This is a genomic window from Helicobacter sp. MIT 14-3879 (genome assembly GCF_003364125.1).
Genome location: NZ_NXLP01000073.1, coordinates 1 through 5,316, shown reverse-complemented (window position 1 = coordinate 5,316; position 5,316 = coordinate 1). Strand labels below are relative to the sequence as shown.

At 34.0% G+C, this 5,316-nt stretch carries 5 protein-coding genes; all 5 read left to right on the top strand.

Annotation, left to right across the window (positions count from 1 at the left end; genetic code table 11):
* The coding region (locus CQA44_RS11015; RefSeq protein WP_181881890.1) for a CZB domain-containing protein at nucleotides 1–289 on the top strand (289 nt) is incomplete at its 5' end.
* A gap of 26 nt (nucleotides 290–315) precedes the next feature.
* Nucleotides 316–750, top strand: a complete 435-nt coding sequence (locus CQA44_RS11010) for a flagellar FliJ family protein (RefSeq protein ID WP_115547280.1) — start codon at nucleotides 316–318, stop codon at nucleotides 748–750.
* 205 nt (nucleotides 751–955) lie between these two features.
* Complete coding sequence (locus tag CQA44_RS11005) at nucleotides 956–1,717, top strand: exodeoxyribonuclease III (RefSeq protein WP_115547279.1); 762 nt, start codon at nucleotides 956–958, stop codon at nucleotides 1,715–1,717.
* 114 nt (nucleotides 1,718–1,831) lie between these two features.
* The gene (locus tag CQA44_RS11000) at nucleotides 1,832–3,727 is read left to right on the top strand and encodes a menaquinone biosynthesis decarboxylase (protein ID WP_115547278.1); all 1,896 of its coding nucleotides are present in this window, start codon (nucleotides 1,832–1,834) and stop codon (nucleotides 3,725–3,727) included.
* A gap of 616 nt (nucleotides 3,728–4,343) precedes the next feature.
* Nucleotides 4,344–4,985, top strand: a complete 642-nt coding sequence (locus tag CQA44_RS10995; protein WP_258865021.1) for an NUDIX hydrolase — start codon at nucleotides 4,344–4,346, stop codon at nucleotides 4,983–4,985.
* The last annotated feature ends 331 nt before the right edge of the window (nucleotides 4,986–5,316 follow it).

The window sequence follows — 5,316 nt, the reverse complement described above, 5'->3', positions numbered from 1 at the left end:
CCTTGGCAAATGGTATTATGAAGGTGATGGTTATAAAAACTTCCGCAATACTCATGGTTATAAGGCTTTGGAATCCGAACATGCCTCTGTCCATTCGCATGCTAATCTCATTGCTACTCCTATACGCGAAAAACAATCTATTGCGAAAGAATTTGTTGATGAACATATTCAGATTTTTGAGAATTCTACAAAAGGCGTAGTTCGCGAGATTGATAACATGCTACACGAAAAGAATGCGGAATTACAAAGCGAACTAGATAAATTCCTTGTGCATAAACCCGTTTCTTGATTGCTAGTTAATTTGGGAGAATAGGCATGAAAGCAAAGCTGGCAAGCTTAGTAAAAATTGCGAAGCAAAAACTTCAAGAAGAAGAGCGTATGTTGGCTCGTAATCAAATACTAATTGCAAGAAAACGCGAACAAATCGATTGTATTAACGCACAAATTGCAGCAATTCCTATCCCTACTGCAGGAAATTTTAGTTTGTATCAAAATCAGAAAGCTGGCATACAAGCTTATCTCTATGAGATAGAAGAAATACAAAAACAAATTGCTCTCTTATTAAAAGAACAAGAAATGATTAGACAAAATATGCGTTTGGCTCATCTTAATCATGAAAAAATGTTGCATGTTTATAATCAAGAAAAAGAAAAACAAGAAAATTATCTCAAAACACTTGAAAACAAGCAACTTGATGAGAACACTCTGATATTGCATAGTCGCACCAAGAGGGATTATTCTCGTTCGTAGGCAACTTGCTTGTAACTTATAAGAATTGATCAAAAGGGTTAAGTGCAGATTCTATCTATTAAGCTTTTTTATCAATTATCTTTATGATTTTACAGTCATATTCAATGTTTAGAGAAAAAATATCTTGCATATCTCTCATTGAGATGAGGCTTAGAATTGTTAAATCTCTTGCAAAAATAATACTAACCCTATATAAGGAGGGACTTTGAAACTGATTTCATGGAATGTTAATGGTTTGCGAGCTTGTATGAATAAAGGATTCATGGATTTTTTTACAGGTATTAATGCGGATATTTTTTGTATTCAAGAATCTAAAATGCAGCAACATCAAAGTACTTTTCATTTTAGTGGCTATCATGAATTTTGGAATAATGCAGAGAAAAAGGGTTATTCAGGCACAATTATTCTTAGCAAACATTCACCTTTAAGCATCACAAATGGCATGGGTATTGCACGTCATGATCAAGAAGGTAGAATTATCACAGCAGAATACCATGATTTTTATCTTGTGAATGTCTATACACCCAATTCCAAAAGAGAACTTGAACGTCTTGCTTACAGACAAGAATGGGAAGATGATTTTCGTGCATTTCTTAAAAATCTTGAGAAAAAAAAAGCTGTTGTTGTCTGCGGAGATTTAAATGTTGCTCATAAAGAAATTGATTTGAAGAATCCCAAGACAAATCATAGAAATGCTGGTTTTACTGATGAAGAACGCGCAAAAATGAGTGAGCTTTTAGAATCTGGTTTTATTGATTCTTATCGTTATTTTTATCCCGATAAAGAGGGGGCTTATACATGGTGGAGCTACATGGGGAAAGCAAGAGCAAATAATACGGGTTGGAGGATTGACTATTTTCTTCTTTCGCAATGTTTGAAAGATAAATTAAAAGAAGCTTGTATTTATCCCGAGATTACGGGAAGCGATCACTGTCCTGTGGGCATTGAACTAGATTCTTTTGCTTAATCGCATATTTTGTAACAATCTATTGCAAACAACATTACGATAATGTCCCTATAGATTTCATCATTGTTAGATTAAAAGCTTTTTAGACAACACAAGGATTAAAGAGGATTGCTTATGTATGACCTTATTTCTTTTCTTCAAGCACATAATGAACTTAAAATCATTGATACTCCCTTAGATATTGAGTTAGAAATTCCACATTTAGCTTATCTTGAGGTAAAAAAGCAAGATTCTAAAGCACTACTTTTTACAAAACCCATTCACAAAGTTTCAAAGAATACAGAATCTACACAAGAAATTCTTACATTTGATATACCAGTCCTTATGAATGTTTTTGGCTCATTCAAAAGGCTAGAGCTTATTGCCACAAAATATAATACTAATCGCAACTTTAATAATATAGAATCGATTGCTAAAGAGATTAAATCTTTGCTTAATCCTACCCCCCCTAAAGGTTGGAGAAATCTGCTTGCAAAGTTACAAGATATTTACCGTATTCGACATATCCTGCCTAAAAATTATAGAGGCAATGCCCCTTGTCAAGAAGTCATCTTGCAAGGAGATTCGATTAATTTATTCTCTCTGCCTATCCTGAAAACTTGGGAAGAAGATGGTGGACGTTTCATAACTATGGGACAGATTTATACACAAAGCTTAGAAACGCACAACGATACAACACATCATCGCAGAGCACCAGCAAATAACATGGGTATGTATCGGCTGCAAGTGCATAGCAAACAGACACTATTGTTGCATTGGCAAATTCATAAAGATGGCGCACATTTTTTTCATGAATACAAAAAGGCAAATAAGAAAATGCCTGTGAGCATTGCCATTGGCGGCGACCCTTTGTATGCTTGGTGCGGACAAGCACCCATGCCACCTAGAATGTTTGAGCTTATGCTTTACGGTCTTATTCGAGGAAAGAATCCGCGGCTTGTGTCATGTATTAGCAATACCTTGCGTGTGCCTTATGATTGTGATATAGTGATTGAGGGCTTTGTTGATGTCAATGAATTTGCACCAGAGGGAAAATTTGGTGACCATACAGGTTTTTATACGCCCATTGAGAATTATCCTGTTATGCAAGTGAGTACTATCACAATGCGTAAAAAACCTGTCTTTGCTGCTACCGTTGTAGGTAAGCCACCTCTTGAAGATAAATATATGGGATTCATGACAGAGCGACTTTTTTTGCCTTTATTGCAAACGAGTGTGCATGGTTTGCTTGACTATGCTATGCCAGAAAATGGAGTTTTTCATAATCTCATTCTTGCAAAAATAGAAACAAACTATCCTGCTCAAAGCTTACAAATCATGCACAGTTTTTTCGGCTTAGGACAATTAAGCTTCGTAAAACATGCTATTTTTGTAGATTCTAATGCGCCCAGCTTGCATAGTAATTATAAAATTTTATGTGATTATATTTTAGAGCGCGTGAGTGTCAAACAGCTTTTTACAACAAAAGGGATTTGTGATGCACTAGACCATGCAAGCGAAGAATTTGGAATAAGCGGCAAGCTAGCCATTGATGCAAGCGGACAACCTCTAAATTTTGCTTTTCAAAACATAGATTCTAAAGTTTTATTAGAAAAAATGCAATCAATTGCTAGCGAAATAGAATCTTTACATATTTATCCACATAAAAATCCTATTATCCTTTGCCGTATAAAAAAAAGAGAGTATCCTATACTTTTTTATGCAAAGAGATTCTATGATGAATTAAAAGAATATGCAAGCTTTTTTATCTTCATAGATTCTAATGAGGATTTACAAAATTATTATTTGCTTATTTGGCGTATTGTGAATTCCATTGATACAGCGCGTGATTTAAAAATTATAGAATCTTGTGCCTTTTTAGATGCAACAAGTAAGGGGGTATTAGAAAATTATACTAGAGAATGGCCAAGAGATACGTTATGTACTCATCAAGTTTTAGAATCCTTGCAGCAAAAAAGACTTTTGGAGGGAATAGATTCGGAATTTTTAGAAAAATTTGGGATTGTATAAATTTCATTGTTGTGCAGATTTTCTAAGAGAGTAGATTTTACTTCATTAACCCTGTGTCCAAAGTAATGAGTGCGCCTAGTGAATCATAACTCGTATATTCATAAAAGTTAAGGTATCTTTGGTTGCATTCTAACAGAATCTGCATCTTTTTGTAATAGACACTTTCTATCTAAGAGAAACACAAGCTTTGTTTATGATGCTGATAGCCTAATATTTCTTCAGTTCATATAAGCTAACGATTCAATCAAATGTATCTTAGGAATTATGTCTGAAATGTTATAGAGAGTTTGCAATACCTCTGTGAGAGATCAAAGATAGTTCAGAAATGTTAAACAACTAAAACTTAGATAAGAAAACCCTCTACGTTTTACTCAAGAGATTACACCTAGTCAAACAATCTTAGACATTTTGTTTTCTCTTTATTCTTAAGAGCATAAAATGGGGGGGGGGCATTCTTACATTCCAACTAAGGAATTTAGATTCTGCATGCAATGCTCTGTGTAAAATCCTGTTAGCTAATTCAGAATTTAACCATGCAATCATGATATACTTAAATCAGTGTAACTAATAAACTTACTGATAACACTTAGAGACAGATTATTTTAAAGGATAAGATATGGAAAACACAATGCTTACTTATCAAGGTAAGGATACCCCTCTGCCCAATCACCCTGCTCCTAGGATTCTAAGTATCAAACCCTTAGAAAACTCACATTATATCGAGCTTAAAAGGGTAGAGTTTGAGGAAAAGGGAACAATAAAAACATGGGACATTGCAAAATCTCACGACAGCGTTGCTATTGTGTTGTATCATAAAAGTAAAGACGGCTTTATTTTTGTGCGACAATTTCGCGTAAGTGTATTTCTCAAGCATAAAGAACATGGTTATATGTATGAATTATGTGCGGGATTGTGTGATAAAGGCATAGATGCTAAGCAAACTGCCATCGAAGAGCTGCAAGAAGAATGTGGGTATTTTATCTCATCAGACAGAATCCATAAAATTGCAGAATTTTATAGTAGCGTAGGTATGAATGGTGCAAAACAACATCTTTTTTATGCGGAAGTAGATTCTCCAGACAAACAAACATTAGGTGGTGGAAATGCAGATGAGAATGAAAATATTGAACTTATTTTTGTACCATGCCATTTAGTTGATATATTCCTAAACGATTCCCATTGTCCAAAAACACCATCTTTATGTTATGGAATACTTTGGCTACAATCACAAAAAAACAAAGGTTTTTATTCTTTGTAGATTTCTTGCAATGACTAAAGAATCATTAAGAAAGCCTTTTCATCTGTTTGCTATATCACATAAACTTAAAAATGAGACAATCAGATTGTTATTAGCACACTCTGAATTGTGTTTTTGGATTGCTTTTTAAAGCCCTAGCCCTAAAAGAAATTTATAGAACCCTAAATTGAGATTCTATACATCAATATTAGAAATTGCAAAAGCGACACAACACAATTTCATTAAGATGCACATTTACTCTTTAATTAATTAAAGTTTAAGCTATAATGCCTTTAAATCTTTATTATTTTCATTTCAAGTTAAGGAGAAACCATGCAAGATGTTATAAAAG

Excerpts from the sequence above, each read along its gene's own strand:
- CQA44_RS11010 (WP_115547280.1), top strand. The coding sequence starts at position 316 with ATGAAAGCAAAGCTGGCAAGCTTAGTAAAAATTGCGAAGCAAAAACTT.
- CQA44_RS11000 (WP_115547278.1), top strand. The coding sequence starts at position 1,832 with ATGTATGACCTTATTTCTTTTCTTCAAGCACATAATGAACTTAAAATC.
- CQA44_RS10995 (WP_258865021.1), top strand. The coding sequence starts at position 4,344 with ATGGAAAACACAATGCTTACTTATCAAGGTAAGGATACCCCTCTGCCC.